Annotated in this window: 27 protein-coding genes and 1 pseudogene; 12 read left to right on the forward strand and 16 right to left on the reverse strand. The window is 72.1% G+C overall.

The window, feature by feature from the left end:
* The first annotated feature begins 14 nt into the window (after window positions 1-14).
* On the forward strand, window positions 15-530 hold the full coding sequence (locus tag OG289_RS02485; protein WP_327312351.1) for a mycothiol transferase: 516 nt from the start codon (window positions 15-17) through the stop codon (window positions 528-530).
* Here the strand turns inward: OG289_RS02485 and OG289_RS02490 are convergent.
* Together OG289_RS02490 and OG289_RS02495 are read right to left on the reverse strand one after the other, a co-directional pair.
* Window positions 512-1582, reverse strand: coding sequence for an adenosine deaminase (locus OG289_RS02490; protein WP_327312352.1), 1071 nt, complete (start codon window positions 1580-1582; stop codon window positions 512-514). The two genes, OG289_RS02485 and OG289_RS02490, sit on opposite strands and share 19 nt — an antisense overlap.
* Before the next feature lie 25 nt (window positions 1583-1607).
* A complete protein-coding gene (locus OG289_RS02495; RefSeq protein ID WP_327312353.1) occupies window positions 1608-2006 on the reverse strand; it encodes a VOC family protein in 399 nt (132 codons plus the stop codon).
* A gap of 211 nt (window positions 2007-2217) precedes the next feature.
* Between OG289_RS02495 and OG289_RS02500 the strand changes: the two genes are divergently transcribed.
* The gene (locus OG289_RS02500; protein WP_327312354.1) at window positions 2218-2676 is read left to right on the forward strand and encodes a pyridoxamine 5'-phosphate oxidase family protein; all 459 of its coding nucleotides are present in this window, start codon (window positions 2218-2220) and stop codon (window positions 2674-2676) included.
* Between the two features lie 97 nt (window positions 2677-2773).
* On the forward strand, window positions 2774-2932 hold the full coding sequence (locus tag OG289_RS02505; protein ID WP_327312355.1) for a hypothetical protein: 159 nt from the start codon (window positions 2774-2776) through the stop codon (window positions 2930-2932).
* Window positions 2933-3348: 416 nt separating this feature from the next.
* Here OG289_RS02505 and OG289_RS02510 read toward each other — a convergent pair whose 3' ends face one another.
* From OG289_RS02510 to OG289_RS02540, 7 genes are all read right to left on the reverse strand, one after another.
* Complete coding sequence (locus tag OG289_RS02510; protein WP_327312356.1) at window positions 3349-4254, reverse strand: aldo/keto reductase; 906 nt, start codon at window positions 4252-4254, stop codon at window positions 3349-3351.
* Between the two features lie 52 nt (window positions 4255-4306).
* Window positions 4307-5173 (reverse strand): hypothetical protein, encoded by an 867-nt coding sequence (locus tag OG289_RS02515; RefSeq protein WP_327312357.1) that lies wholly within the window; start codon window positions 5171-5173, stop codon window positions 4307-4309.
* Complete coding sequence (locus OG289_RS02520) at window positions 5170-5736, reverse strand: RNA polymerase sigma factor (protein ID WP_327312358.1); 567 nt, start codon at window positions 5734-5736, stop codon at window positions 5170-5172. The genes OG289_RS02515 and OG289_RS02520 overlap by 4 nt, the downstream gene beginning before the upstream one ends.
* A complete protein-coding gene (locus OG289_RS02525) occupies window positions 5733-5897 on the reverse strand; it encodes a hypothetical protein (protein ID WP_159424318.1) in 165 nt (54 codons plus the stop codon). The genes OG289_RS02520 and OG289_RS02525 overlap by 4 nt, the downstream gene beginning before the upstream one ends.
* A 278-nt stretch (window positions 5898-6175) precedes the next feature.
* The gene (locus OG289_RS02530) at window positions 6176-7531 is read right to left on the reverse strand and encodes an aldehyde dehydrogenase family protein (protein WP_327312359.1); all 1356 of its coding nucleotides are present in this window, start codon (window positions 7529-7531) and stop codon (window positions 6176-6178) included.
* A gap of 143 nt (window positions 7532-7674) precedes the next feature.
* Window positions 7675-8868, reverse strand: a complete 1194-nt coding sequence (locus tag OG289_RS02535; protein ID WP_327312360.1) for an RNA polymerase sigma factor — start codon at window positions 8866-8868, stop codon at window positions 7675-7677.
* A gap of 16 nt (window positions 8869-8884) precedes the next feature.
* Window positions 8885-9235, reverse strand: coding sequence for a YciI family protein (locus OG289_RS02540; protein ID WP_327312361.1), 351 nt, complete (start codon window positions 9233-9235; stop codon window positions 8885-8887).
* Between the two features lie 99 nt (window positions 9236-9334).
* Here OG289_RS02540 and OG289_RS02545 point away from each other — a divergent pair, with 99 nt between their 5' ends.
* Both OG289_RS02545 and OG289_RS02550 read left to right on the forward strand, forming a co-directional pair.
* Window positions 9335-10372: an acyl-CoA dehydrogenase family protein gene (locus OG289_RS02545; RefSeq protein WP_327312362.1), complete on the forward strand. Its 1038-nt coding sequence runs from the start codon at window positions 9335-9337 to the stop codon at window positions 10370-10372.
* A 71-nt stretch (window positions 10373-10443) separates the two neighbouring features.
* Window positions 10444-11340, forward strand: coding sequence for an amidohydrolase family protein (locus OG289_RS02550; RefSeq protein WP_327312363.1), 897 nt, complete (start codon window positions 10444-10446; stop codon window positions 11338-11340).
* 111 nt (window positions 11341-11451) lie between these two features.
* Here OG289_RS02550 and OG289_RS02555 read toward each other — a convergent pair.
* Both OG289_RS02555 and OG289_RS02560 read right to left on the reverse strand, forming a co-directional pair.
* Window positions 11452-11721, reverse strand: a pseudogene (locus OG289_RS02555) (LLM class flavin-dependent oxidoreductase); the annotation flags it as partial.
* Between the two features lie 35 nt (window positions 11722-11756).
* Complete coding sequence (locus OG289_RS02560) at window positions 11757-11924, reverse strand: hypothetical protein (RefSeq protein WP_231976239.1); 168 nt, start codon at window positions 11922-11924, stop codon at window positions 11757-11759.
* Between the two features lie 286 nt (window positions 11925-12210).
* Here OG289_RS02560 and OG289_RS02565 point away from each other — a divergent pair, with 286 nt between their 5' ends.
* Together OG289_RS02565 and OG289_RS02570 are read left to right on the forward strand one after the other, a co-directional pair.
* Entirely contained in the window at window positions 12211-13734 is a 1524-nt protein-coding gene (locus OG289_RS02565) for an SDR family oxidoreductase (protein ID WP_327312364.1), read from the forward strand.
* A 102-nt stretch (window positions 13735-13836) separates the two neighbouring features.
* A complete protein-coding gene (locus OG289_RS02570) occupies window positions 13837-15210 on the forward strand; it encodes a cryptochrome/photolyase family protein (RefSeq protein WP_327312365.1) in 1374 nt (457 codons plus the stop codon).
* Window positions 15211-15217: 7 nt separating this feature from the next.
* On the opposite strand, the gene OG289_RS02575 is transcribed toward OG289_RS02570, so the two are convergent.
* Window positions 15218-16138: a LysR family transcriptional regulator gene (locus OG289_RS02575; RefSeq protein WP_327312366.1), complete on the reverse strand. Its 921-nt coding sequence runs from the start codon at window positions 16136-16138 to the stop codon at window positions 15218-15220.
* 157 nt (window positions 16139-16295) lie between these two features.
* Here OG289_RS02575 and OG289_RS02580 point away from each other — a divergent pair, with 157 nt between their 5' ends.
* Window positions 16296-16991, forward strand: coding sequence for a type 1 glutamine amidotransferase domain-containing protein (locus tag OG289_RS02580; RefSeq protein WP_327312367.1), 696 nt, complete (start codon window positions 16296-16298; stop codon window positions 16989-16991).
* 60 nt (window positions 16992-17051) lie between these two features.
* On the opposite strand, the gene OG289_RS02585 is transcribed toward OG289_RS02580, so the two are convergent.
* On the reverse strand, window positions 17052-18017 hold the full coding sequence (locus tag OG289_RS02585; protein WP_327312368.1) for a MerR family transcriptional regulator: 966 nt from the start codon (window positions 18015-18017) through the stop codon (window positions 17052-17054).
* Window positions 18018-18157: 140 nt separating this feature from the next.
* On the opposite strand from OG289_RS02585, the gene OG289_RS02590 reads away from it, so the two are divergent.
* Together OG289_RS02590 and OG289_RS02595 are read left to right on the forward strand one after the other, a co-directional pair.
* Entirely contained in the window at window positions 18158-18748 is a 591-nt protein-coding gene (locus OG289_RS02590) for a sigma-70 family RNA polymerase sigma factor (RefSeq protein WP_327312369.1), read from the forward strand.
* Between the two features lie 251 nt (window positions 18749-18999).
* Window positions 19000-19440, forward strand: a complete 441-nt coding sequence (locus OG289_RS02595; protein ID WP_327312370.1) for an SPW repeat protein — start codon at window positions 19000-19002, stop codon at window positions 19438-19440.
* An 80-nt stretch (window positions 19441-19520) separates the two neighbouring features.
* On the opposite strand, the gene OG289_RS02600 is transcribed toward OG289_RS02595, so the two are convergent.
* A complete protein-coding gene (locus tag OG289_RS02600; RefSeq protein WP_327312371.1) occupies window positions 19521-20288 on the reverse strand; it encodes an ArsR/SmtB family transcription factor in 768 nt (255 codons plus the stop codon).
* Between the two features lie 492 nt (window positions 20289-20780).
* Here OG289_RS02600 and OG289_RS02605 point away from each other — a divergent pair, with 492 nt between their 5' ends.
* Window positions 20781-20990: a hypothetical protein gene (locus tag OG289_RS02605; RefSeq protein ID WP_327312372.1), complete on the forward strand. Its 210-nt coding sequence runs from the start codon at window positions 20781-20783 to the stop codon at window positions 20988-20990.
* 81 nt (window positions 20991-21071) lie between these two features.
* Here the strand turns inward: OG289_RS02605 and OG289_RS02610 are convergent, their stop codons facing one another.
* Window positions 21072-22511: a hydrolase gene (locus tag OG289_RS02610; RefSeq protein ID WP_327312373.1), complete on the reverse strand. Its 1440-nt coding sequence runs from the start codon at window positions 22509-22511 to the stop codon at window positions 21072-21074.
* A gap of 272 nt (window positions 22512-22783) precedes the next feature.
* Between OG289_RS02610 and OG289_RS02615 the strand changes: the two genes are divergently transcribed.
* A complete protein-coding gene (locus OG289_RS02615; RefSeq protein ID WP_327312374.1) occupies window positions 22784-23047 on the forward strand; it encodes a GlsB/YeaQ/YmgE family stress response membrane protein in 264 nt (87 codons plus the stop codon).
* Between the two features lie 64 nt (window positions 23048-23111).
* Here OG289_RS02615 and OG289_RS02620 read toward each other — a convergent pair whose 3' ends face one another.
* A complete protein-coding gene (locus OG289_RS02620) occupies window positions 23112-23888 on the reverse strand; it encodes a GNAT family N-acetyltransferase (protein ID WP_327312375.1) in 777 nt (258 codons plus the stop codon).
* Window positions 23889-23900: the final 12 nt, after the last annotated feature.

The raw sequence follows: 23900 nt of genomic DNA on the forward strand, positions 1-23900 counted from the left end.
GCGATGGTGGACGTATGCATGCCAAAGACATCCTCATCGACGGGTACAACCGCATCCAGGAAGACGTCCACGCCGCCGTGGACGGCCTGGACCCCGACGTCCTCAACACCCGGCCCGCCCCCGACGCCAACTCGATCGCCTGGCTGGTCTGGCACCTCACACGCGTCCAGGACGACCATGTCGCCGACGCCTTCGGGCTCGACCAGGTGTGGCTGACCCAGGACTGGGAGAAGCGGTTCGGCCTCGATCTGCCGCGCCAGGACACCGGGTACGGGCACAGCGCCGCGAAGGTCGCGAAGGTACGGGTCTCCGACGGCGACCTGCTGACCGGATACTACGACGCCGTGCACGCGCAGAGCCTGACGGCGCTGCGCGCGCTGACGGCCGCGGACCTGGAGCGCGTCGTGGACGAGCGCTGGGATCCGCCGGTCACGCTGGGCGTACGGCTGGTCAGCGTCCTGGCCGACGATCTGGAGCACGTCGGCCAGGCCGCCTACGTCCGCGGGCTGCTTCAGAGCGCGGACGCGTAACCCGGAAGGACGACGTCCTCGATGAGGGCCCTGCGCTCGTCGAACGGGATGAACGCGCTCTTGAGGGCGTTCACCGTGACCGTGCGCAGGTCCTCGAGGGTCCATCCCGCCTCCTCGACGAGCAGCGCCATCTCGCGGGTCATCGTCGTGCCGGAGACCAGACGGTTGTCGGTGTTGAGGGTGACGCGGAAGCCGAGGTCCTTCAGGGCGGTGATCGGGTGCTCGGCGATGGAGGTGGCGGCCCCGGTCTGGAGGTTGGACGTCGGGCACATCTCCAGTGCGACACGGCGGTCCCGCACCCATCCGGCGAGGCGGCCGAGCTTGCCGTCGACGATGTCGTCGGTGATGCGCACACCGTGCCCGATGCGCTGGGCGCCGCACACCTGGAGGGCCTGGTGGATGCTGGGCAGGCCGTGGGCCTCGCCGGCGTGGATGGTGAAGGGGACACTCTCGCGGCGCAGGTGCTCGAAGGCGTCGAGGTGGTCGGCGGGCGGGAAGCCGTCCTCGGCGCCGGCGATGTCGAAGCCGACGACGCCCGCGTCCCGGAAGGCCACCGCGAGGTCGGCGGCCTCCCGGGTGCGGTCGAACATGCGCATGCCGCAGAGCAGGGTGCCGACACGGACGGGGGTGCCCGCGGCGGCGGCCTTCGCCATACCGGCCGCGAGTCCCTCCTGAACGGTCTCCACGACCTCGGGCAGGGTCAGCTCGCCCTTCAGCATCAGCTCGGGTGCGTAACGCACCTCGCCGTAGACGACACCGTCGGCGGCGAGGTCCAGGACGTACTCCTCGGCGGTGCGCAGCAGGCCCTCGCGGGTCTGCATCACGGCGAGGGTGTGCTCGAAGGTGGCTATGTAGCGCACCAGGTCACCCGAGTTGGCGGCCTCGAAGTACCAGGCGGCGAGCTCGTCCGGGTCGATGGTGGGCAGGGTGTGGCCGACCGCTTCCGCGAGCTCGACGACGGTGGCGGGGCGCAGGCCGCCGTCGAGGTGGTCGTGCAGGACGGCCTTGGGGAGCCGGCGGAGGGTGTCGGTGTCGATGCGGGGCGCGGTCATGAGCGTGTTCCTCGGCAGGTGGTTCTCAGGCGGTGGTGGCGGGCTGGAGCAGGTCCCAGCGGTTTCCGTACAGGTCCTGGAAGACGGCGACGGAGCCGTACGGCTCGTGCCGGGGCTCCTCCAGGAAGGTCACGCCGGCGGCGAGCATCCGGGCGTGGTCGCCGGCGAAGTCGTCGGTGTGCAGGAAGAACCCGACGCGGCCGCCGGTCTGGTCACCGATCCGGTCGCGCTGGGCGTCGCCCTTGGCCCGGGCGAGCAGCAGCCCGGTGCCGTCCTGGCCCGCGCCCGGCCGTACGACGACCCAGCGTGAGCCGTCGGCGCGCGGTTCGTCCTCGACGAGCCGGAAACCGAGCGCCTCGGTGTAGAAGCGGAGCGCCTCGTCGTAGTCGTCGACGACGAGGGTGACCAGGGCGATACGACTCATCGGGGCCTTTCGGGGGGGTGCGGGAGGCTTTCGGGAGGTGCGATTGACGGGTGAGGTTATACGTAAAACTCCCTACGCGCCAGTCGCCCCCGAAGGGGGCTTCAGCAGAACTTCGGCACGATCCACCGGACAGCCCTAGGTCGCGAGCCCGAGGCGCAAGCGGGACCGTGGCCCGAGGTGGGCCGCCCGCGGACCCGTTACCGTCCCGGTCATGAAGATCACAGAGCCGCCCCGTGGCCCCGAGCAGCGCAAGCAGGACCTCCTGGACCGGCTGGAGCACGAGATCGACATCTGGGTCGCCACGGCGGACCGGGAGGGGCTGCCCTGTCTCGTCGCCCTGTGGTTCGTGTGGGACGGCGAGCACCTGTGGTTGTCGACCCGCCTCACCAACCCCACCGGCCGCAACCTCCGGGACGGCGGCCGGGCCCGGCTCGCCCTCGGGGACACACGGGACGTGGTTCTCGTCGACGGCGAGGTCGAGACGTACACGTCGGACGAGGTTCCGGAGACGGCCGCCCGGGCGTTCGCGGCGAGGACGGGCTGGGATCCGCGCGGGGACAGCGCGTCGTACGGCTACTTCCGCGTGCGACCGGTGGCAGTGCAGGCGTGGCGCGAGGAGCACGAGTTGCCTCGGCGGCATCTCATGCGGGACGGGGTGTGGGTGGCCTGAAGGTCCTCGAGGCCAGGGTTCCTCAGGGGCTGCTGTCAGGGATCGGTGCGGGTGATTCCTGATGGGCGGGCGGCTGGTGCGATGGGAACCTGACGTCATGATCTTGTTACCGCCGCGCGTCCGCGTTCCCACCGTCGCCGCACCTTTCCTGTTCCTTCTCTACGGTGCGCTCCGGCTCGTCGACGGCCTGGGTGGGGAGCACGGTCCGGGGTTCGTCCGCAACGTCGGCACTCCCTGGTCCTCGTCGGTTTCGTGATGTTCGGCGTCCTGCTCGTCGGAGTGCGTCGGCTGGTGCCCGGTGACGTGCCCTGGGCACGGCGCGTGTCGGATGTCTCCGTGGGCGCGGGCCTGTTCGGGGTGGCCTGCTTCCTGTGGGTGACGCTCTGCGACCTGTTCGCGAGGCTGGACGAGACGGCGCCGCTGCCCCGACCGCTGGAGATCATCGGCCCCCTCGCGTTCCCCCTCGGTTTGTTGACCCCGCTGGCCGTGCTCGCGACCGTCCGGCCTGTCGGCTGCGCCGGGACAGGCCGTTGCCGGCGCCGGCCGGTTTCCTGGTGCTCATGGCCGATCTCGATCCGTTCCCGGTCGGCGCGCTGTTCCTGCCGGCCGGCCTGGCTCCGCCGGCGCGGCCCGCGCTCTTCACGAGACAGGCCGCGCGCGGTGGCCCGAGGGTCAACCGGCCTGCCGGTGAACCGCGTTGAGGCGATCCGTCTCCTCGTCCGTGAGCCGCAGCGCTCCCGCCGCCACGTTCTCCGCGAGGTGGTCGGGATTGCCGGTGCCGGGGATGGCCAGCAGGTGACGGCCCTGGTTCAGGGTCCAGGCGAGTCGGACCTGGGCGGGGGTGGCCTCGTGGGCCCGGGCCACGGACAGGACCTCGTCGTCGTGGGCGTTCGTCGCGCCTTGAGGGCCCGCGTCGCCGGCGATGGCGAAGAACGGGACGAAGGCGATGCCCTGTTCACCGCAGAGGCGGAGGACCTCCTCGGTCGCCGGGTCGTGATCGCCGAGCCCGTAGCGGTTCTGCACGCTCACCACCGGGGCGATGGCTTGCGCCTCGGCGAGATGGCGGGGCTCGACGTCGGAGACTCCGAGGTGGCGGATCAGGCCCTCCTCGCGCAGATCGGCCAGGGCGCCGAAGTGCTCGGCGACCGACTCCTGGCGCATCCGGCGCAGGTAGACGAGGTCGAGGTGGTCGCGGCCGAGCTGGCGCAGGTTCTCCTCGACATGGCCGCGCAGGTCCTCGGGACGGGCCGAGGTGCCCCACTCCCCCCGGTAGTCGCGGAAGGGGCCGACCTTGGTGGCGATGAGCAGGTCGTCCGGGTACGGGGACAGCGCGCTGTTGATGAGTTCGTTGGCGGAGCGGAGGGCGGAGAAGTAGAAGGCGGCGGTGTCGAGGTGGTTGACGCCGAGCTCGATCGCCCTGCGCAGCACGGCGATCGAGCGGCCGCGGTCGCTCGGTGTGCCGAGGTGGAAGGCGGCGCTGCCCGTCAGCCGCATCGCGCCGAAGCCGACGCGGTTGACGGGCAGGTCGCCGATGTGCCAGGTGCCCGCGGCGTCCGCGGTGATCGTTCCGGTGGTCATCCGCGCAGTCTCGCACGCCCCGCGGACACCGGCACGGGCATGGTCCGGACTCTCAACAGGCCACGGTCTCCTCGCACTTGCGCAGCGCCTCCTGGACGTCGCGGCTCCAGTGCCGGGCCGTACGGGGAGTGGGCGAGGACACGGTGTGCACGGCCGGCTCCCGGCGTTCGGGCAGGGGGCCGGATCTGGCGCGCCGACGCTCTCCGGCGGGCGACGCTCCACAGGTCACGACCTCCTCCACGATCTCGGCCAGATCGGCGTCCGGGAGGGGAAGTTCGAGGTCCTCGTCGACGAAACCGACCACGGCCGGCACGTACTCCACCAGGGCGCGCAGGGCCTGGGGCAGTCCCCGACGGCCGCGCCGCAGGCCGCTGAGCACATGCAGCGCCGTGGCGATCTCCCGTTCGGTGGCCTCCCTGCTCAGCGTGGCAGGGGTGATCTCCGTGTGACGCAGCCACCAGTCGGCCTCGTCGTCCTCCCCCATCGCCCGGTGGTGGAGGTAGAGACAGTACGAGGAGACGGTGTCGGAGGCGCCGGCGCCGTACTGCCACCAGAAGCGTGCGCTGTCCTCGCAGCCGGCCAGGTACAGGAGGCTGCCGAGGATGCGCGCGCCGGAGGGCTCGGGAAGGGCGCTGCCGAGGAAGTTGCCGAGGCCCTGGAGGGCGCCGGTGCGGGTCAGCAGTGCCTCGCACAGGGCTTTGAGGTCCCTGGCCGCGGGATGCACGCTCGGGGGACGACGGGCCGCCGCGGCGCGCTGCGGGCATGCCCTCGTCGTGGGCTCGCCGGTGCCGCCCGCCGCGACCCGGGCGGCTATTCGGGTCTCGGCGGCCTCGATGTCCGAGCGACTGTAGGGGGCCGTGGGCACGAGGCGCGCCCTGGACAGCAGGGTGTCGATGTCGCTCGCGGTGTCGAAGGTCATGACCGCTCCGCCTCCTCCTCGGCGCACGATGTGTAGATCTCCCGCAGACGGTGCTTGGCATACCGTTCGGTGGAGCGCACCCCGGCTTCGGTGATGCCGAGGTGAAAGGCCACCTCGGCGGTGCTGTAGCCCTCGCAGTAGCGCAGCCGGATGACGTCCCGCTGGCGTTCGGGGAGGGTGGAGATCGCGTGGAACAGCCGCAGGTTCTGCTCGATCACCTCGTAGGCGTCCTCGGCGCCCTGGAGCGTCACCGTCTCGAAGACGGCGGTGTCCATGAGCGTGGCGCGCCGGCCACGGGCCCGGGCGTGGTCGATGACGCGGTTCTTCATCACCCGCCAGGCGTAGGCGGCGGGGTTCTCGGCGCGCAGTATCTGCGGCCATTCCCGGGCGATTTGAACGAAAGCCTCGTCCACGGCCTCCTCGGCGTCGGCGCGGCAGCGCAGACAGCGTTCGGCCTCGCGGACGTAGCGCGGGCGGTGCATCTGGTGGAAGGCGCTGAAGTCCAAAGGCAGCTTCTCCGGCGCCCGTGGGTTTACCGCGGGGCGCAGCTCCTCCTGGGTCACCGATCTCCCCCCGGGAGCCGGTGGTCCATCTCACGGACGCCCACCCGCACGAGAGCGGCGACGAACCGACGCGCGAGGGTGACAACGCCGGGTCCGAAGACCCGGAGGGCGAGCAGGGACAACGCCACGTCGCGGGCGAGCTGTTCGAACTGGTCGTTCACGGACCCTTCGGTCCTTCCGTTGGCTGTACGGGGCGCACGAGCCCCGGAAGGCGACGGTTACACCTTCTGCCTCCACGGCGTCCGGCGGCGGTGTTTCGTGCATGCCGGATTCGAAAGTCCGATGGAATTGGCCGTTTCGGACTACGGACCGTGCCGTTCCGGGCTAATACCCTTTCCCCTGCTGCCGCTTGGCGGGCTACTTCCGCCCGCTCCTGTCCGCTTCCGTCCGCCGCTCCCGGCCCGCGGGCCCGCTGCTCGTCACCCGCCGCCCGCGCCGCTCAGCGCAGCGGCTTCTCCAGCACGGCCTTGCGGTGGCTGAACGTCTCGATGGAGTAGCGCCCGTGGTAGTTGCCCATGCCGCTCTCGCCCACGCCGCCGAACGGCAGGTCGGAGACGGTGAGATGGGCGAGCGGCAGCCCGTAGCCGAGGCCGCCGGAGGAGGTTTCGGCGGCGATGCGGCCACGGGTGTCGTCGGAGCCGGTGAAGACGTACAGGGCGAGGGGCTTGTCGCGGTCGTTGATGAAGGCGATCGCCTCGTCCAGACCGTCGACGGTCACGATCGGCAGGATCGGGCCGAAGATCTCCTCCCGCATGACGGGCGAGGCGGGGTCGACGTCGGTGAGGACGGTCGGCGCGATGTACTTGTCCGTGCGGTCGTTGCCGCCGCCGACCACGATCCGGCCGGAGTCGAGCAGGCCGGTGAGCCGGTCGAAGTGGCGTTCGTTGACGATGCGGCCGTACTCGGCGGAGATCTGCGGGTCGGTGCCGTAGACCGCCTCGACCGCGCGCGTCAGCAGGGGTTCGAGCGCGGCGGCCGTCTCCGGGTCGGTGAGGACGTAGTCGGGGGCGACGCAGGTCTGCCCCGCGTTGAGGAACTTGCCGCGCGCCAACCGGTCGGCGACGACCGCGAGATCGGCATCGCGGTCGACGAACGCCGGTGACTTGCCGCCGAGTTCGAGGGTGACCGGGGTGAGGTGCTCGGCGGCGGCGCGCAGGACGATACGGCCGACGGTGCCGTTGCCGGTGTAGAAGATGTGGTCGAAGCGCTCGGCCAGCAGGGCGGTGGTCTCCGGGACGCCGCCCTCGACGACGGCGACCGCGTCGGTGTCGAGGTGGGCCGGCAGCAGGCGGGCCAGGGCGGCGGAGGTGGCGGGCGCGAGTTCGCTGGGCTTGACCACCACCGCGTTGCCGGCGGCGAGGGCCCCGACCAGCGGGGCGAGCAGGAGCTGGGCGGGGTAGTTCCAGGGCGCGATGACGAGGACGACGCCGAGCGGGTCGTACTGGGTCCAGGCGGTGGCGTCGGCTCCGAGGTGGGCCGGCACGGGGGCGGACTCGGGGCGCAGCCACTCCTGAAGGTGATCGAGGGTGTGGTCGATCTCCCGGACCGTGAAGTCGATCTCGGTGCGGTAGGCCTCGGTGGAGCTCTTGCCCAGGTCGGCGTGGAGGGCGGCGGCCAGGTCGGCGCCCCGCTCCGTGAGCAGCTCGCGCAGCCGGCGCAGCTGGTCCGTGCGCCAGGCGACGGGCTTGGTGCGGCCGGTGCGGAACGTGGCGCGCAGCCGGGCCACGACATCGGCGGGACGCTCGGGGGTGACAGGGGAGCCGGCGGGCTGTTCGGGGGTGGCGGCGGTGGTCACGGTGCCTCGCTGGGGTGCGCGGGCCTTGCGGCCCTGGGTTCTCGGGGCGAGCGGTCAGCTCGGTGTATATGCCAACCATTCAGGGGTCAAAATACATTCCCGGGACGGCGGCCGCTCCGCCGGTACCGGCGCGCCGGTCCCCATCAGGCCACGAGTTCGCGTCTGCGGCGGTCGAGGAAGGCACGTTCCGCCGGGCTCTCGCTCAGCGCGAGGGCCGACTCGTAGGCCTGCGCGGCCTCGGTACGGCGGTCGAGACGGCGCAGCAGGTCGGCTCGGACGGCGTGCCAGACGTGGTAGCCGTCGAGGTCCAGCGTGTCGATCAGGTCGAGCGCCCGGCGCGGTCCGTCCGTCTCGGCCACGGCGACCGCCCGGTTCAGGGCCACCACCGGGCTCGGGACGAGGTCCATGAGCTGGTCGTACAGGCGCAGGATCTGCCACCAGTCGGTGGCGTCGGCGGTGGGCGCGTCGCTGTGGACGGCCTGGACGGCGGCCTGGATCTGGTACGGCCCGGGCCGGTTCCGGCGCAGGCAGCGGCGGACGAGTGACTGCCCCTCGGCGATCAGCTCCCGGTCCCACCGCTCGCGGTCCTGCTCGGGCAGCGGTACGAGCGTGCCGTCGGCGTCCTGGCGTGCCGTCCGGCGGGACTCGACGAGCAGCATCAGCGCCAGCAGGCCGACGGCCTCGGGCTCGTCCGGCATCAACTCGACGAGGAGCCGCCCGAGGCGTACGGCTTCCGCACACAGGCCGTCGTCACCCTGGTACCCCTGGTTGAAGATCAGGTAGACGACGGCGAGCACACCCTGGAGCCGGTCGGGCAGATCGGCGTCGCGCGGCACGCGGTACGGGATCCGCGCGTCCCGGATCTTCGCCTTGGCGCGGACCAGGCGCTGGGCCATGGTGGGCTCGGGGACGAGAAAGGCGCGGGCGATCTGGGGTGTGGTGAGTCCGCCCAGCAGCCGCAGGGTCAGGGCGACCTGCGCCTGCGGGGCGAGCGCGGGGTGGCAGCAGGTGAAGATCAGCCGGAGCCGGTCGTCGCGCACGGAGCCCTCCTCGACAGGCGCGTCGGCGGCGTACAGCAGGGCTGCCTCGGCCTGCCGGGCGTCCCGGGTGGACTCGCGGCGCAGCCGGTCGACGGCCCGGTTGCGGGCGGTGGTGATGATCCAGCCGGCCGGGCTCGGCGGCACACCGGTCTCCGGCCAGCGCCGCACGGCCGTGGTGAAGGCGTCCTGGACCGCTTCCTCGGCCAGGTCGATGTCGCCGAGGAAGCGGACGAGGACGGCGACGGCCCGGCCGTACTCCGCGCGGAAGACGGCCTCGACGTCGACCGGGTCGCTCATCACGGCGTGTCCGGCTTCAGTGGGTGTCCACGAACGGGCGCACCTCGATGGGGAGGGTGGTGGCCAGGGCGGCCTTCCTGCCCCATTCCAGGGCCTCGTCCAGGTCGGCGGCCCGGATCAGGCACAGGCCTCCGAGGTACTCCTTGCCCTCGGCGTACGGCCCGTCGGTGATGAGCACGTCGCCGTCCTTCGGGCGCAGCACGGTGGCCGTCTCCGGTCCGTGCAGACCGCCGGCGAAGACCCAGGCCCCGGCGGCCCTCAGTTCGTCGTTGTAGGCCTCCACGCGGCGCATGATCTCGGCCATCTCGTCGGGGCCGGGCGGCGTACCGCCGGCCGGCTGGATCACGCTGAGCAGGTAGTGCTTCATGACGTCCTCCTTGGTGTCGTGCCGTTCTCTCACCTCCTACACGAACCGCGGTCCCCCGGATCGACACCCCGCACCGCGAAACGGGAAAGAATCTTGCCCATGACCGCACCGCACCCCCTCGTCACCCGCGCCCGCCGCCTCGCGGACGACCTCCTCGCCCCCTACGCCGAGCAGGTCGACCAGGGAGAGGTCCCCGTCGGCCACCTCGCGGAGATCAGGCGCTCGGGCCTGCTCGGGCTGAACGCCCCGACGGAGTACGGCGGTGCCGCGGCACCCGGCGCGGTGGTGCGCGAGACGGCGGAGATCCTGGCCGGGGCGTGCTGCTCGACCTGGTTCGTGCAGACGCAGCACCACACCCCGGTGCTCACCCTGGCCAGGAGCGAGGGTGCGGTGCGCGAGCGCCTGCTGGGCAGGCTGGCGACCGGTGAGCTGCTGTCCGGGGTGGCGTACGCGCACCTGCGGGCGCACCCGCGCATCCCCGTCCGGGTCACCCGGGACCGGGGAGGGTGGCGGTTCGACGGCACGGTCCCCTGGTACACGGGGTGGGGCCTGAACGACGTCATGCTCCTGGCCGGGGTCACCGACACCGACGAGGCCCTGTTCGCCTTCACACAGGCACGGCAGCAGCCGGGCCTGCGGGCGTCGGCCCCGATGCGCCTGGCCGCACTCACCGCGGCCCGCACGGTGTCCCTGGAACTGGACGGCCTGTGGCTCCCGGAGGACGCCGTGGCCCTGCGCACCCCGCACGAACGCTGGACGGCTACGGACCGTCTCAAGACGGTGAACACCAACCCGGCGGTCTTCGGCGTCACGGAGGCGGCCCTGGCCCTCCTGGACGAGGACACGGCACCCCCGCTGCGCGCCCGCCTCACGGACGTCCGCCGCCGGGCCTACGCCCTGGCCGACGAGGCGGCACCCCACGAGCACCTGGCAGAACGCCTGGCCCTCAGGACACAGGCATACGCGGTGATGCAGGCGGCGACCACAGCAGCGGTGGTGACGGGCGGCGGCCGTTCCATGCTCCTGACGAACAGAGCCCAACGCCTGGCCAGAGAATCCCTGTTCCTCATGGTCCAGGCCCAGACACAGCAGTCACGCACGGCACATCTGAACGCCCTGATCACCGAGCCGGGCTGACCGTGCTGCGCCGTGGCCCTCGGCGAACGCCCCCGGGGCAGGACCGTTACCATCCGAGCGGTCGGCTCTGCATGTCGTCGAGAGGAATCGGACCCGTGGGTGAAGTCGAGGCTGTCGAGCGGTTTCGGCGACGGATCGGGGTGCCCGGGCTTGTCGACGTACACACGCACTTCATGCCGGAGCGGGTCCTGCGCAAGGTGTGGGAGTACTTCGACGCGGTCGGCCCGGCGACCGGCATCGAGTGGGGCATCACCTATCGGCACGAGGAGGACGAACGGGTCGCGCTGCTTCGGCAGTTCGGGGTGCGCGCCTTCACCGCGATGCTCTATCCGCACAAGGGCGGCATGGCGCCCTGGCTGAACGAATGGGCCGCCGACTTCGCGGGACGCACGCCCGACTGTCTGCACACGGCCACCCTCTTTCCCGAGGAGGGCGTGGAGGACTATGTGCGCACGGCGGTCGAGGCGGGGGCTCGGATCTTCAAGTGCCATGTACAGGTGGGGGCGTACGACCCGACGCACGAGCTGCTCGACCCCGTGTGGGGGATGTTGGCCGAGGCGGGCGTCCCCGTGGTCATGCACTGCGGCTCGGATCCCATACCCGGCAAGCACACCGGCCCGGAGCCGGTGACGCGACTCCTCGCCCGGCATCCCCGCCTGCCGCTGATCGTGGCTCACATGGGGATGCCGGAGTACACCGACTTCCTGGACCTCGCCGAGCGGTACGACGAGGTGCGCCTGGACACGACCATGGTGTTCACGGACTTCAGTGAACACTTCACCCCGTTCCCGGCGACCGAACTCGGCCGGCTCGCGGACCTCGGCGACCGGATTCTGCTCGGGTCCGACTTCCCCAACATCCCCTATCCGTACGTCCATCAGCTCGAGGCCCTGGAACGGCTCGGACTGGGTGACGAGTGGTTGCGCGGGGTCTGCTACGAGAACGGGGCACGGCTCTTCGGCCTGTAGGCACCGCCGCGACGGCACGCCTCACTCCCCGCAAGCGCACCCCCGACACCCCTCTCAGCCGGAGAACGGCACCTGTGTCGAGGGAGCGACATCGGCACGAAAAGGGTGCCGTCACAAGCCCAGCGCAGCAAGCCGCGGCAGCACTCCCTCCCCGAACCGGCAAGCCTCCTCGAGATGGGGATACCCGGACAGCAAGAACTCCTCGATCCCCAGCGCCGCGTACTCCTCGCTCCGCTCGGCGACCTCCTCGTGGCTGCCGGCCAGCGCCGTCCCCGCACCCCCGCAACCCAGCCCGATCCCGGGCCACAGCTTGGGATGGATCTCCAGCCCCTCCCGGCTTCCGTCGTGCAGCGCGAGCATCCGCTGCTGCCCCTCGGACTGGCCGGGGGATCCCATTCGCCGCGCTCGCGGCCCGGTCAGTCCTCGTCGGACGCGGGGACCACGACGAGGAACGCGTCCGACTTCAGGTCCATGACGACGGTCGCGGGCTCTCCCTCCGCCCTCCGACGCGCCGCGTACTCCTCCGCCGGCCACGATCCGCGTGGAGCTCCTGCGGGAAACCGCTCCAACACCTTCGCGCGCATAGCGGCAGACACCTCCATCTGCGAAACGGACACCGCCGAAACGGATGACTCCTCCACGACTCGCCTTCCCAGGATCGGCGCGGGCATGTTCACCTCTGCTCGAAACGGTCTTTCCTCGGCCGGGACCCGGCCACCGCTCAGCCGTCCGGGTTCCCCTGCACGGAGCAGCCTGACCGGCCGCTTCGCCGACTCGATCGGACGAAGAAACCGCATCCGGCGCATCCATGGCGGTCCTGTCAGTGGAAGCGATGTCAGGGGGACACCTCTAGGCGAAGGATCGGGAGTCATGACCGCAGAGGGTATCGGCACAAGACCACTGAGCCTGGTGACCGGCGCCACGGGGTACATCGGCGGCCGGCTCGTCCCGGAGTTGCTGGCGGCGGGCGACCGGGTGCGTTGTCTGGCCCGCTCCCCCGACCGGCTGCGCGACCATCCGTGGGCCGGCGACGTCGAGACCGTGCGCGGGGACGTCACGGACGCCGCGTCCGTCGCGGCGGCACTGCGCGGCATCGACGTCGCCTACTACCTGGTGCACGCGCTGGGCACCGGTGAGGACTTCGAGGAGACGGACCGGCGGGCGGCGCGGATCTTCGGGGAGCAGGCCCGGGCCGCAGGAGTGCGCCGCATCGTCTACCTGGGCGGCCTCACACCGGCCGGGGTGCCCGAGCGGGACCTGTCGCCGCATCTGCGCTCACGCGCCGAGGTGGGGCGGATCCTGCTGGACTCGGGCGTCCCCACCACCGTGCTGCGGGCCGCGGTCGTGATCGGCTCCGGATCGGCCTCCTTCGAGATGTTGCGTTACCTGACCGAGCGGCTGCCCGTGATGGTCACTCCGAGCTGGGTGCGCACACGGATCCAGCCCGTGGCCGTCCGCGACGTGCTGCGCGCCCTCGTCGGCTCCGCCGGGATCCCGGACGACGTCAGCCGGGCCTTCGACATCGGCGGACCGGACGTCCTGACGTATCGCGAGATGATGGTCCGCTACGCCGCCGTCGCCGGACTGCCGCGCCGGCTCATCCTGTCCGTTCCGGTGCTCACCCCCGGTCTGTCCAGCCACTGGGTCGGCCTGGTCACGCCCGTGCCGGCCTCGATCGCACGGCCGCTCACCGAGTCGCTGCGGCACGAGGTCGTCTGCCACGAGCACGACATCGCCCGGTACGTGCCGGACCCGCCCGGCCATCCCCTCGGATTCGACGAGGCGGTCCGGCTCGCCCTGCGCAAGGTACGGGACGCACAGGTCGCCACCCGCTGGTCCTCCGCCTCCGTCCCGGGCGCCCCCAGCGACCCGCTGCCCACCGACCCCGGCTGGGCCGGCGGCAGCCTCTACACCGACGTCCGCGAACTGGTCGTCGACGCCCCTCGCGCGTCTCTGTGGCGGGTGATCGAGGGCATCGGCGGCGACAACGGCTGGTACTCCTTCCCGCTCGCCTGGGCCGTCCGCGGCCTGCTCGACCGGATGGCCGGCGGGGTGGGGCTGCGCCGCGGCCGCCGGGACGCCGCCCGGCTGCGGGTGGGCGACTCGCTGGACTTCTGGCGGGTGGAGGAGATCGAACCCGGACATCTGCTCCGGCTGCGGGCCGAGATGCGGCTGCCGGGCCTGGCCTGGCTGGAGATGTACGCGGAGACGGACGCCGACGGCCGTACCCGCTTCCGTCAGCGCGCCCTGTTCCATCCCCAGGGGCTGCTCGGCCACGCCTACTGGTGGAGCGTATCCCCCTTCCACGCGCTCGTGTTCGGCGGCATGGCCCGCAACATCGCACAGGCGGCGGTGGCAGACGCGACGGCGCGTGCGCCGGAGCCGATCCGCTGACCGGCCGTGCGAGGAAAGGCTTCCCGCGGCCACCCCCCGCATCCGCCGGGCACCGCTTCTCGGAAGTGTTCCCCGTCCGATCCCCTGTCCCGGAGCCCGTCCATGAACGTCTCGGTCGTCCTGTTCACCGCGGACCTGCGTCTGCACGACCACCCGCCGCTGTGTGCGGCCCTCGACGGGGCACGGCAGGTGGTCCCGTTGTTCGTGCGCGACCGGGCCGTGGACGCTGCCGGGTTCGCCGCGCCGAACCGGCTGACGTTCCTCGCCGACTGTCTGCGTGATCTCGACACGGGGCTGCGCGAACGGGGCGGCCGGCTCGTCGTGCGCTCGGGTGACCTGGTGGAGCAGGTGTGCCGGGTGGTCGGCGAGGCGGACGCGGACGAAGTCCACGTGGCCGCCGATGTGAGCGCGCACGCGCGGCGCCGTGAGGAGCGGCTGCGGCGCGCCCTGGAGTCGGTGGGCGTGCGGCTGCACGTGCACGACGCGGTGACGACCGCCGTCGTTCCGGGTGCGGTGACCCCGGCCGCCTCGGACCACTTCGCCGTCTTCACGCCGTATTTCCGGCACTGGTCGCAGTGGCGGCTGCGCGAGCCGCTCCCAGCGCCCCGGACCGTGCGGGTCCCGGATGGCGTCGGCTCGGAGGAACTGCCCGCCCGGAAGGGTCTGGCAGGTCTGTCGCCCGGGCTGGCCGCGGGCGGCGAGGAGGAGGGCCGCACGCGGTTCGCCTCCTGGCTGCGGTCGGGCGTCGGCGCCTACGAGGACCGGCACGACGACCTGGCCGGTGACGCGACCTCCCGGCTCTCGCCCCATCTGCACTTCGGCACCTTGTCTCCGGTGGAGCTCGTGCACCGGGCGCGCCGGGCCGGCGGTCCGGGGGCCGAAGCGTTCGTACGACAGCTGGCCTGGCGCGACTTCCACCGTCAGGTGCTGGCGGCCCGGCCCGACGCGGCGGGCTCCGACTACCGCACCCGGCACGACCGCTGGCGTTCGGAGCGGACGGCGCGCGAGGACGTCGAGGCGTGGCGGGAGGGCCGTACCGGCTACCCGGTGGTGGACGCGGCGATGCGGCAACTGCGCCACGAGGGGTGGATGCACAACCGGGGCCGTCTGCTGAGCGCGAGCTTCCTCACCAAGACGCTGTACGTCGACTGGCGCATCGGCGCCCGGCACTTCCTGGACCTGCTGGTCGACGGAGACGTGGCCAACAACCAGCTCAACTGGCAGTGGATGGCGGGAACCGGCACCGACTCGCGGCCCAACCGGGTCCTCAACCCCGTCACCCAGGCGAAGCGGTACGACCCCGACGGAGCCTACGTGCGGCGCTGGCTGCCGGAGCTGGCGGACGTGGCGGCGCCCGCGGTGCACGAGCCGTGGAAGGTGCCGGGCCCGGACCGGGCGGCGCTCGACTACCCGGACCCGATCGTCGAGCTCTCCGAGGGCCTCGCCCGCTTCAGGCGGGCCCGGGAACGCCCCTGAGCGTTCCTCACCACGCCGGCGCCGCGCTCAGCAGGAGGTCGCGCACCCGGTTCACGTCCCGGTTCGCCACCGCGCCGGGTCGCTGGACGAGGTACGCCGTGTTGATCGGCGGGTCCGGCGGCTCGAGGAGCGGCACAAGGGCACCGGAGACCAGTTCGTCGAGGCAGAGGTAGCGGGGCAGCACGGTGATCCCCGCGCCCGCGACGGTCGCGGCCAGCACACCGCGCAGGTCGGGCACGGTCACCGCGGCGGAGCCCGACAGGCGCCGGCCGAAGACGTGCCGCCAGTAACGGCGCGCGATGGGCAGGTCCTCGGCGTAGGTGACCAGCGGGACGGAGTGCAGTGCCACCGGGCCCTCGGCGGCCAGGGGGCCCCGGAGACGGTCGGCCCACGACGGGGCGGCGACCAGGACGAACTCCTCGTCCGTCAGCGGGACCGCGGTCAGGGTGCGGCCCCGCGGCCGGGTGGTGGCGATGACCAGGTCGTGCCGTCCCGCCCGCAGTTCCTCGAGCAGCGCGTCGGTCAGGCCGGTGGCGACACGCAGGCGGACTCCCCGGGCCACCAGCGGCGCCAGGGCGGGGAGCGCGCGGGTGCACAGCAGTTCGGCGGGTCCGGCGAGGTGCACCGGGTCGGCCGGGCCGGCCGCGGGGTCCGGACCGGCCACGACGGCCAGCTCGTCGAGCGGCGCGGAGACCCGGGCCGCCAGCTCGTCGGCGACGGCGGTCGGCGAGACGCCCCGAGGGAGCCGTTGGAAGAGCTCACGCCCGGCCTGCCGCTCCAGGGCGCGCATCTGCGTCGTCACGGTCGGCTGGGACAGCCCCAACAACTGGGCGGCGCCGGTGAAGGAGCCCGAGCGGTACACGGCGAGGAAGGTGCGCAGCAGGTTCAGGTCCAGGTGATCGGCGTGCCGGCCGTCGGAGTGTTCCACCGGACCAGTATTCCTCCCTCACCCATAGGATGCCCTATGCCGGGCATTGGAATCCTCATTGGATCCCTATGCCTTGACCGCCTAGGTTCGACAAGGCACCCACGCGCCGGCGGCCCGCGATGCGGAACCCCGGCACCGACACCCTCGGAGATCACCCATGGCCAAGATCCTCTTCGTGATGACCGGCGTCGACCACTGGACGCTCGCCGACGGCACGCGGCATCCCACCGGCTTCTGGGCGGAGGAGGCCGTCGCTCCGTACGAGGCGTTCCGGGCGGCCGGCCACGAGGTCGTCGTCGCCACGCCCGGCGGTGTCGTCCCCACCGTGGACAAGGGCAGCCTTGCCCCGGAGGCCAACGGCGGGCAGGAGACCGCCGACCGGATCTCCGCCGCCCTCGCCGCCATGACGGAGCTTCAGCGGCCGCTGCGGCTGGAGGACGTGGACCTCGGCGACTACGCGGCCGTCTTCTACCCGGGCGGGCACGGCCCGATGGAGGACCTGGCCGTCGACGCCGTCTCCGGTCGGCTCCTGGTCGACGCCCTCGGTTCGGGCCAGCCCCTGGGCGTCGTCTGCCACGGCCCCGCCGCGCTGCTCGCCGCGGTGACCGACGACGGCTCCAACGCCTTCGCGGGCTACCGGATCGCCGCGTTCACCAACACGGAGGAGCTCCAGGCCGGCCTGGGCGACAAGGCGAAGTGGCTGCTCCATGACCGGCTGACCGAGGCGGGCGTCGACGTGCGGGTCGGCGAGCCCTGGGCCCCGCACGTGGTGGTGGACCGCAATCTGGTCACCGGCCAGAACCCCGCCTCCTCCGCCCCGCTCGCCACGGAGCTGCTGAAGAAGCTGGGCTGAGCCGGGCGAGCGCTCCCGCCGGGCCGGTGAGGGCCGGTCCGTCCGGACGCCCGCGCCGCATCAGGTTGCGTACACCCCGGCCAGCATCGTCAGGGCGTCGGCCAGACCGGTCGGCCGGTGCAGGCCAGGTGCGGGGAGCCCGGCCCAGCCGGGACCGCCGAGCACCACGGCGGGGGCCCGCCGGGCTCCGGTGACGCCCCAGCGGGTCTCCGCGACGTGCCGGGCGAGGGGCAGGCTCGCGGTGGAGCGCGCCTGGGCCCACAGGACCACGGCGACCGGCCCCAGCCGCCGCACCGCCGCGGTCAGCGCCTCGACGGGCACGGCCGCCCCGAACATCCGGGCGGGGACGCCGAGTCGACCGAGCCCCGCGTCGAGCGCCTCCAGCGGCAGGCTGTGCTGTTCGCCCGGCACACAGGCCAGCACCACCGGTCCCGGCCCGCCCGCCGCGTCCCCCGTCACAACCGTGCGGGTGGCGCGGCGCAGGACGGTGGAGACGTGCCAGGACAGCAGATGCTCCACCTCGACGTACCGGTCACCGGACGAGGCCCACTTGCGCCCCACGGCGTGCAGCGTCGGAACCATCACGTCCTGCCAGGCGCCGGTGAGTCCGTGCCGTTCCACGGCCGCGGCCAGTTGCTCCGCGACAGCCGGCGCGTCGAGCCGCACGGCGGCGCGGGCCAGGCCCCGGCACTCCTGACGGACGTCGCCGCCGAGCGGGAGGGCGCCGGACGCGCCCGACCGTTCGGCAACCGCACGCACCGGTTCCGCGGGAGGCCGGAGCGCCGCCCCCTTCGCCGCGCGGGCCGCGTCGGCGGGCGGCACACCGGACGAGGTGAGCCGGCACATCTCCTCCAGTACGGCCACGTCGCCCGGCCGCCAGCGCCGGTGCCCACCGTCTGCGCGGACGGCGGGCCCGATGCCGTACCTGCGGTCCCAGGAACGCAGGGTGGTGGGCGCCACGCCCAGCCGACGGGCCACCGCCCCGGTTGCCAGGCCGGCGTCGTCGGGGCTCGGGAACTCGCTCATGGGACGACGATACGACGCAGAAACGACGCATGTTGAGGCGCTTGTGGCGCGGCGCGCAGGATGACATCACCGGGATGCACTCCCGGGTGACGTCCCGGAACGGCCTGCGCGCAGGCCGCCCGATGTGAGGAGCCGTCGTCATGAGCCCGCCGACCGCCGTGCCCTGTCCCGCCACGACCGGGGAATCGCTCGCCGACGAGGAACTCGCCTGGGGGCTGGCATCCGGAGACGCCGCGTCGGTGGCCGCCGTGTACCGCCGCTGGCGCACTCTGGTGCACTCACTCGCCTGGCGTTCCCTGGGTGACGCCAAGGAGGCCGAGGACGTCACGCAACAGGTGTTCCTCGGGGTGTGGAACGGTCGCGCGGGTTACCGGCCCGAGCGGGGCGCGCTCGGCGGCTGGATCGTGGGCATCACCCGTCGCAAGATCGCCGACGCGCTGGCCGCCCGGACCCGGCGCCAGGAACTCATCACATCGGCGGGCTACGGGCTCGCCCTCCGCGACCCCGCCCGCGGCGGTCCCGAGGAATCCCTCGACCGCGTACTGCTGCGTGCCGAACTCGCCCGGCTCCCTGCGCCTCAGCGACAGGTGCTGAGGCTGACCTTCTACGAGGACCTGACGCAGACACAGATCGCCGAGCACACGGGCTGGCCGCTGGGCACGGTCAAGAGCCACGCCCGGCGCGGCATGCGGCGGCTGCGCTGCCGCCTGGAGCCCGAGCCGCGCGGCTGAGACGGCCGCCGAACGCACACCCCGCGGGAACCCGGTTTCGACGCACAAACGGTGCGTTCGCGTTCGTCGCCGAAGGCGAGGGCGGACCGATCCCCCGCCGGTCACCGCCGTCGTCCGCGGCATCGCTCATTCCGGGCCAGCCCGTGCGAGCTCTACACATAAAGGCCGAATAAGCGCAGAATGAACGTGCGCGGCGCTAACCGCACACCGCACCAGACGCGGTCTGGCCTGCAAGTCAAAGGAGACGAGTCATGGCCAACGTCTCGCCCGGCAGAAGTGACATATCGACCCACCCCGACGTATCCGAGATGCGGGCACGCTACGACCGGATGCTCGGCGGCCGTGACGTGGCGCTCGTGGACGGACCGGTGTTCCTGCTCGGTCTGTACTGCGCCGTGTCCCCGTGGATACTCCACTACACCGCCAGTCAGCCGGCCCTCCTTCCCCACAACCTGATCGTCGGCATCGCGATCGGCCTGCTGGCCCTCGGGTTCACCGCGGCTCCCGCGCGTATGTACGGCCTGAGCTGGGCCATGTGCGCACTGGGCGTGTGGATGATCATCGCACCGTGGGTCGTCGGCGACAGCCCGGACGCCGGTGTCGCAGTGAACAACATCATCATCGGCGCTCTGGCAGTGATCCTGGGGGCGATGTGCGCCTTCACGGCGGCGAGGAGCGCCCCGAAGCCGTAGACCCCACGACGCAGCCCTCACCACCAGGAAGGCGGCCCGGCCGGCCCGTGCTCACGGGTCGGCCGGGCCGCGTCCGCCGTTCAGTGGCCGGGCACCGACCACGGCTCCTGCGGCAGCGTCCTGCCGGTCTCAAGGAGCGACTTGAGATTGGACAGCACCGCCGGCCACCCGCCCGAGACGTCGGCGAGCTCGCCCTCGTCGTTGAGGTCCTCGTGGGTGACGGTGAGGCGGACGATCTCGGCATGCGGCCGGATGTCGAAGGTGACCCGCGAGTGCCGCTCCGGCCGCCCCTCCTCCTCGGGCGAGGCCCAGGTGGTGACCAGCCGCGTCGGACGCTCGCTCTCGACGACGGTGCCGACGACGTCCGCGATGCCGGTGCCGTCCGTGCGCCGGTGTTCCCAGCGGGAGCCCGGCCGCCAGTCCGAGACGTTGCTGTGTCCCCAGTAGGCCGCGGTCAGGTCGGCGTCGGTGAGCGCGTCCCATACCTTCTCCGGCGTACTGGCGATGTAGGTGACATAGACGAAGGTGGGCTTGTCGGTCATGGCTTCCTCGGCTCGTCGCTTGACGTCGGAGAGCACGCGCAGCCGCGGGCGCTCGAACCTGTCGATCCACCGCTCCTGGATCTCGTGGAGCGGCACCGGATTGAGGTAGTGCAGCTTCTCCCGCCCCCGCCGCACCGTCGCGACCAGGTGGGCGGCCTCCAGCACGGCCAGGTGCTGCGTCACCGACTGGCGCGTCATGTCGATGTGCTCGCACAGCTCACCGAGCGTCTGGCCGCTGTGTTCGCGCAGCCGGTCCAGAAGCCGCCTGCGCGTGTCGTCGGCCAGCGCCTTGAAGACCTTGTCCATGCCCGGGTCCCTCCCCGGGTCCTCTCCGGATCGCACACTCCACGTTATGCAGGCAATTACCTGCATGTCAATCCGACGTCCGCCGACAGGATCTGCGCATGGAAACCAACGGGAGTCACGAGAACAGCGGGAGCAACGGGAACGACGAGGGCTTCGTCGTTCCGCCCGCGCCGCTGCGGCTCGACGGGGCGGGCGTCATCCTGCGCGAATGGGCGGACGGCCACCTCGACGACCTGGTGGAGGTCTACGCCGATCCCGAGATCGCCCGGTGGACCCCCGTCGCCTCGCCCTTCGACGCCGAGGCGGCCCGCGCCTACTCGACAAGGCGCGCAAGGGTCGGGCCGAGGGGCGCGCGGCGCAGCTCGCGATCACCACGGACGGCGGCCGCCCCAAGGGCGAAGTCCTGCTGTTCCGCGCTCCGTCGGACGAGCGTGACGCCGAACTCGCCTACGGTGTGGGCGCCGAGCACCGCGGGCAGGGGCTCGCCGGGCGGTGCGGCTGTTCGCGGAGCTCGCGGTGCGCGAACTACGGCCGCTGCGCGTGGTGTTGCGCATCGAGCGCGGCAACGCGGCGAGCGAGGCGGTGGCCCGCGCGTGGGGATTCACGCTCACGGAAGGGGCACCCGCGCCCCGGCAGGCCAAGGGCAGGGAGGACCTCCTGCGTGCCTGGTTCCTCAGGGAGGACAGCGGCGGCCGTGGGTGACGGCCGCTGACCGGATCCCGGCGGCGCCCCCGTAGGAGTGCTACGGGGGCGCCCCGACCGGCGTGGCGTCAGGTGACGACGTCAGGCGACGCTGAGCGCGGTGTCGTCGATGACGAACGACGTCTGGAGTTTGGAGCCCTCCGTGCCGGTGAACTTGAGCGTGACGGTCTGGCCGGCGTAGCCGCTCAGGCTGAAACTGCGCTGGGTGTAGCCGGAGGCCGCGTTGAGGTTCGAGTACGTGGCCAGAGTGCCCAGGACCGTGCCGGAGCTGTTGAGGACCTGCACCTGGAGGGTGTCGTAGGCGGTGCTGGTGGTGGTCTCCGCGGTGCCGATGTGCAGGTAGAGGCTGAGGGTCGCGGAGCAGCCGGACGGGATGGTCGCCGACTGGGAGAGGGTCTCGGTCCCGGCCGTGCCGTTGCCGCCCAGCCAGGCGTAGTACGAACCCGTACGGGCGGACTCGCCGGTGGAGTTGGTGATGACGCCGCTCGTGGCACTCCAGGTGGTGGCGCCGGACTCGAAGCCGGTGTTACCGAGCAGCTGGGTGTCGGTGCAGTCGGTGCCGCCGCCACCGCCTCCACTGCCGCTCGCGCCGGAGAGCCACTCGGTGGCGTTCAGGGCAAGGGCGGCGTTGGTGGCGCCGGTGTCGTTCCAGCCGTCGTAGAGGGTGTTGCCGGACTGGCCGGTGCCGTCGTCGATGGGCGAGCTGTCGCCCCAGAAGGCGACGCGGCCGCTGCCGAAGGTACTGGTGGCGAAGAAGGCGCCGGTGTTCCCGGAGTAGCCGCTGCGGTACAGCAGGCCCTTGACCGAGGAGTTGTCGGCGGGCTTGAGGGTGGCCGTGGTGCCGGAGGCGATCAGGCTCTTGGTGACGGTGCCGAAGGAGCCGTGCAGGACGGGGTCGGTGCTGTCGCTGATCGCGGCGGGGTAGCCGGAGCTGATGGAGAGGGAGTCGATGGAGAAGCCGAACGGGTCGGTGGAGTCGACGCTGTTGTTGGTCATCAGGTCGTTGAGGATCTCGACCGCGTCCTCGCCGTCGTTGTTGCGGTCGGCGCCGGTGTGGTCGGAGATCATGAACAGACCGCCGCCGTTCTTCACGAAGTTCATGATCGCCGTCTTCTCGGCGGTGGTGAACAGCGTGTTGGGTTCCGGCAGGACCAGGGTGTCGAAGTTCGACAGGTCGGTGGCCGAGGAGCCACCGTAGGTGAGGGCGCTCGTGGCGGTCTTGAGGCTGTAGTCGCCGGTCTTCTGCAGGGCGACGCCCCACGACGACAGCGCGCCGGTCCAGTCCGTCTCCGAGGACGGGGAGGAGTCCTGGGAGAGCGGGTCGGGCTTGCTGGTGGAGACGATCCAGTCGGCGTTGCCGGCCTCCTCCGCGTGGCCGTCGTCGAACAGGATGCGGTGGGGGGTGGCCGCCGCGGCGGGCGTGGCGCTGGTGCTGACCTGAAGGGCGGCTCCGGTGACGAGCAGCCCGAGGCCGGCCAGGAAGGTGGTGACCTTGCGGCGGGATCTCTGTGATCCGAGCATCCGGCGAACCTCCGTGGGATGGGGGGACACGAGGCGGGTGCGGGCGCCAAATCTGCGCGCGTAGACCCCGCATCGAAGGGTTCTACACGCGTGGAACGATTGAAAGGTACATGGCATGACTGCGCGGTGAACATAAAGCGCGGGCAATAACGCGCGCAAAAACGTCAACGCTCGCCCACCGCTCCAGACGCCGCCAAGCGGAACGGACTGCCCCACCGTGCAGCGGGCACAAGCACTGCATCGGGGTCCGACGGAGAAGCGGAGGGGCGGAGATGGAGATCGACGGCATCATCAGTGCCATCCTCATCGGCATCATCATCGGCGTACTGGGACGGCTCGTCGTCCCGGGCCGCCAACGCATCGGCGTGCTGTGGACGATCGCCGTCGGCATCGTTGCCGCGCTGATCGGTTCGGCGCTCGCCACGGGTCTCGGCGTGGACGACACCAAGGGCGTCGACTGGGTCGAGTGGCTCATCCAGATCGGCCTGGCCGCGGTGGGCGTCGCGGCACTGGACCGGGCGAAGGCGCGGCGCTGACGGGGGGGGCGACGCCGCAGGAGCGGCACCGCTCCTGCGGCGTCGGCCCTACCGCCGCACCGCCCTACTTGGCGTACACGTACGGCGTCGTCGTGCTCAGTGCCGCGAAGCCGAGGCGTTCGAGGATGGGGCGGCTCTGGTCGGAGGCGTCGACCTGGAGGTAGCGGTAGCCGCGGTCGGCGGCGATGCGGGCGCGGTGGGCGATCAGCGCACGGTAGATGCCGCGGCCGCGCCAGGCCTCGACGGTGCCGCCGCCCCACAGGCCGGCGAAGCTCGTGCCGGGGATCAGTTCCATCCGCGCCGAACTCACCGGCACGTCCGCGGCCATGGCGAGGAGTGCGACGATCGCGTCCGGGTCGGCGGCGAGGCGGGCGAGAAGGAGGTCCCGCAGCCAGGAGCCGTCGTGCCCGAAGGCCTTCTCGTTGGCCTCGACCATGAGCTCGACGCCCGCCCGGTCGGTGACGGTGACGATGCGGACACCCTCGGGCGGTTCGGCGTCGACGAGCTGGTCGCTCGTCTCACCGATCATCAGGGTCTCCTGCGGATCGGCCGCGAAACCGGCCGCCGTGAGCCGTCGGCCGAGGTCGGCCGGACGGTCGTGCCCGTGCAGCTTCCACTCGAACTCGTGGCCGAGCCCGGTGAAGTGGGCGATCTGTTCCGCGATCGCCGCGTCGGCGCCGACGGAGTCCAGGTCCGACCAGAGGACACCGCTCCAGCCGCCCTCGCCGCCGATGTGCCGGACCACGCCCCCGGTCCGTTCGACGCGGGCGTCGGAGCTCTCGGGGCGCGCGCCTTCGCGCATCTCCCGGTCGTACAGCGCGAGTACCGCAGCATGATCCATACGCCCACTCCA

Source organism: Streptomyces sp. NBC_01235 (genome assembly GCF_035989285.1).
Classification (GTDB): Bacteria; Actinomycetota; Actinomycetes; order Streptomycetales; family Streptomycetaceae; genus Streptomyces.